The organism is uncultured Methylibium sp. (assembly GCF_902826655.1).
Taxonomy (GTDB): Bacteria; Pseudomonadota; Gammaproteobacteria; order Burkholderiales; family Burkholderiaceae_C; genus Methylibium.
Map to the genome: position 1 here is coordinate 1 of NZ_CADEFR010000123.1, position 3,295 is coordinate 3,295.

Annotated in this window: 5 protein-coding genes; 4 read left to right on the forward strand and 1 reads right to left on the reverse strand. The window is 67.5% G+C overall.

Translation table 11 applies throughout. The annotated features are described in order from the left end of the window. Positions 1 to 35 precede the first annotated feature (35 nt). Positions 36 to 704, forward strand: a complete 669-nt coding sequence (locus QZV97_RS20595; protein ID WP_295647252.1) for a hypothetical protein — start codon at positions 36 to 38, stop codon at positions 702 to 704. Between the two features lie 148 nt (positions 705 to 852). On the opposite strand, the gene QZV97_RS20600 is transcribed toward QZV97_RS20595, so the two are convergent. Further along, positions 853 to 1,728: an AraC family transcriptional regulator gene (locus QZV97_RS20600; protein ID WP_295647254.1), complete on the reverse strand. Its 876-nt coding sequence runs from the start codon at positions 1,726 to 1,728 to the stop codon at positions 853 to 855. Between the two features lie 80 nt (positions 1,729 to 1,808). On the opposite strand from QZV97_RS20600, the gene QZV97_RS20605 reads away from it, so the two are divergent. From QZV97_RS20605 to QZV97_RS20615, 3 genes are all read left to right on the forward strand, one after another. Next, positions 1,809 to 2,465 carry a protoglobin domain-containing protein gene (locus QZV97_RS20605; protein WP_295647255.1) on the forward strand — a complete coding sequence of 219 codons (657 nt, stop codon included), beginning with the start codon at positions 1,809 to 1,811 and terminating at the stop codon, positions 2,463 to 2,465. Beyond that, positions 2,465 to 3,040: a TlpA family protein disulfide reductase gene (locus tag QZV97_RS20610; protein WP_295647257.1), complete on the forward strand. Its 576-nt coding sequence runs from the start codon at positions 2,465 to 2,467 to the stop codon at positions 3,038 to 3,040. The genes QZV97_RS20605 and QZV97_RS20610 overlap by 1 nt, the downstream gene beginning before the upstream one ends. 58 nt (positions 3,041 to 3,098) lie before the next feature. After that, the coding region (locus QZV97_RS20615; RefSeq protein WP_295647260.1) for a hypothetical protein at positions 3,099 to 3,295 on the forward strand (197 nt) is incomplete at its 3' end.

Genomic DNA, 3,295 nt, shown 5'->3' on the forward strand with positions numbered 1-3,295 from the left:
CCGAAGTGAAGGCGCTGGCCTCGGGCAACCCGCTCGTGATCGAGAAGGCCGGCGTCGACGCCGAGGTGGCCAAGCTGTCGACGCTGTTCTCGGTGTGGCGCAACCAGCGCTATGCGAACGAGAGCGAGGTGGTGCGGCTGCCGATGCTGATCGAGTCCCTGGAGCGCAGGCTGGCGTTGCTGGAGCAGGACTGCGAGCGCGCAGAACCGGCCTCTGCCGGAGACATGCGCGTCGAGCTGGTCGGGCAGGTGCTGGTCGGCTCGGAGGCAGTCGGCGAAGGATTGCGCCAGTTGGTGCGCGCGGCGAAGGCGGCGCAAGCCAGCGTCGAGCAGCGGGTCGGCCGGTTCGCCGGCTTCGATCTCGGACTGCGCGCCAGCCGGGGCGACACCGTTCCCGGCCTGTACCTGGAAGGGCACTGCCGGTACGACGCCGAGGTGTACCAGACGGCCCAGGGCCTGGCGGCGGCGCTGCTCGCGACGCTGGCGTCGGTGCCGAAGGAGCGCGATGCAGCGCGCCAGCAACTGGCCGTGCGCGGCAAGCGCCTGGCGGATCTGCGGATCGAGCTCGAACGCCCGTTCGAGCACGAGGGTCGCCTGGCGGACCTCCTTGCGCGGCAACGCCGTCTACAGCGCCAGCTCGACCTCGACCAAGACTCGGCGGGCGCCAGCCGCATGGATGCCGAGGACACGAAGCTCGCCGCCTGACGGCGGCTTTGGCCCCTCCCCGGTACTCCGGGGAGGGCGTCTTCCACACCTGATGTGCATCAAGTGCAGACGCCTCACCACATGCCTCACTTGAACGTCCTTGCAACCACATGCTGCTTCACCTGCAGTCGGCGCCGGCGTGGCAACCTCAAGTCCCGCTGCGCGCCCACCCTGTTGGCGAACTTCCAAGCCGTTGCTTGAACGCACGCGAGAGCGCCGAGGCGCTCCCATAGCCGAGTTCACGGGCCACGCTCTTCTGGTCGCGGCCGCTGCGCAGTTCGGCTGCGGCCAGGCCGATGCGCCAGTCGGCGAGGTAGGCGGCGGCGGTCTGACCAACGCGGTCGCGGAACGTGTTCGAGAACGCTGTCCGCGACATACCCGCCACGGCAGCCAGCCCTTCAAGCGACCACGACGCACCGGGCGCTTCATGCATCGCCACCAGCGCCGGGGCCAGCCGAGGATGGGCGAGCCCGGCGAGCAAGCCCACTGGCGTTCCGGCTTCGTCAGGATGGTCGATCAGCCAGCGCAGCAGCTGGATCAGCACCACCTCGAACAGCCGGTCGGCGAGCAGCCTCGAGCCACAGCGCAGCCGGTCGGTTTCGGCGAACAACAGAGTCAGCGCGCCCTCCAGGCCTTCCACCCGCGCCAGCGGCAACACCAGCAGCGGCGGCAGCGCACGCGAGAGCGGGTTGCGCTCACCGCCTTCGAGCTCCACCGTCGCGCAGGCAAAGTCGCTGCCGTCGCGCGGCGGGTTGCGGAACTCGTGCCACAGCGGGCGCGGATAGAACATCAAACTCGGTTCCGTGAGCGACAAGCGCTGCGGCGCTCCGCTGCCGGCGGCATGCCGGATGTCGAGCGGCCCACGACGCAGCAGGTGCAGGAAGCCCCGCCCCGGATGGGCATCGAAGTGGCTGACGCCACACAACGGGCCCTGGTGGAACAGCCTGGCACGGACGCGGAATCGGTCGAGAAGCGCAGACAGCCGGTCCACCGTGATCGTAGGCGTTTCTGTACGAATAGTCATGTCATCTGCACCCTGCGTTGCCGATGGTACACATCCTGACTCCACACTTGGGTTTCGATCAACCACCCGTGGACTTTGCGATGAACCTCCTCAAGCTTCTGATGGCCACGGCCAGCGTCGGCGTGATGCCCGAGGCCGGTGCGCAGGGCAAGACTCCCGTACCCGGCTACAGCTACGGGCAACCGACGTTGGCGAAGGCGCCATTCACGCTTGCCGACGTGGCGGCGATCAAGAAGACGCTGCTGTTCGGCGACGAAGACGAACGCGCGCTGCGCCAGAGCAAGCCCATCCTGGCCGACCAGACCGAAGCGATCCTCGATGTCTGGTACGGCTTCGTCGCATCGACGCCCGAACTCGTGATCTTCTTCGGCGACCGCACGACCGGCGCACCGGACGGCGCCTACCTCGCGGCGGTGCGCAAGCGATTCGCGTTGTGGATCTCCGACACCGCCGACGCCCGCTTCGACCAGGCCTGGCTCGACTGGCAGTACGAACTCGGCCTGCGCCACAACAAACTGAAGAAGAACAAGACCGACAAGGTGGACAGCACGCCGCAGGTCAACTTCCGCTACCTGAGCGCGCTGACGATCCCCGTGACCACCACGTTGAAGCCGTTCCTCGCGAAGAAGGGAGCAAGCGGCGCCGAGGTCGAGAAGATGCACGCGGCGTGGGTCAAGGCCGTGCTGCTGCAGACGATCCTCTGGAGCTATCCGTACGTGAAGGAAGGTGAGTTCTGATGTCCGACGCACTGCCACCGCTCGCGCCCGAGCTGCAGGTCAGCCGCTGGTACAACACCGCGCAGCCGATCACCTTGCGGTCACTTCGCGGACGCGTCGTGCTGCTGCACGCCTTCCAGATGCTGTGCCCGGCGTGCATCAGCCACGGTTTGCCGCAGGCCAGGCGCGTGCATGAGCTGTTTCCGCGCGAGCAGGTGGTGGTGATCGGCTTGCACACGGTCTTCGAGCACCATGCCGTCATGGGACCAGACGCGCTGGCCGCCCTCATCCACGAGTACCGTTGGCCTTTCCCGATCGGCATCGACATGCCGGGCTCCGACGGCGACGGCGTTCCGAGAACCATGCGTGAGTTGGCGCTGCAAGGCACACCGAGCGCGTTGCTGCTCGATCGAGGCGGCCGCGTGCGGCTGCATCACTTCGGAGCGACCGACGACATGGCGCTCGGCGCAATGATCGGGCAGTTGTTGGCCGAGGCACCGACCGCAGCTCTGGCCGCCAGCGACATGGCGAAGTCGAGGGCTGGCGATCACTCGGTCCGGGCCGACTGCGACGGCGGAGGCTGCGTGGCCCGCTGACCAGATCGCCGATGGCGTCTCGTCCGGATGGCGAGAGGCGTCGAGGGCGATTGACTCGTTGAACAGCACGACGCAGCGAGCTACCGAGCCGATCACGCCACCTCAAAGCATCGACGAAGGGCGGTCTTTGCGCGTGGCGCTTACCGACCCGCGTGCTGCCGCCCTTGCCTTAGCCATCAATTGCGGTCAACACTGCAGTGGCTACCTGTGGGCATCGTGCCTGCAAAGCCTTCACCGCAGCCTCGGCTGCGCTGA

Excerpts from the sequence above, each read along its gene's own strand:
- QZV97_RS20600 (WP_295647254.1), bottom strand. The coding sequence starts at position 1,728 with ATGACTATTCGTACAGAAACGCCTACGATCACGGTGGACCGGCTGTCT.
- QZV97_RS20605 (WP_295647255.1), top strand. The coding sequence starts at position 1,809 with ATGAACCTCCTCAAGCTTCTGATGGCCACGGCCAGCGTCGGCGTGATG.
- QZV97_RS20610 (WP_295647257.1), top strand. The coding sequence starts at position 2,465 with ATGTCCGACGCACTGCCACCGCTCGCGCCCGAGCTGCAGGTCAGCCGC.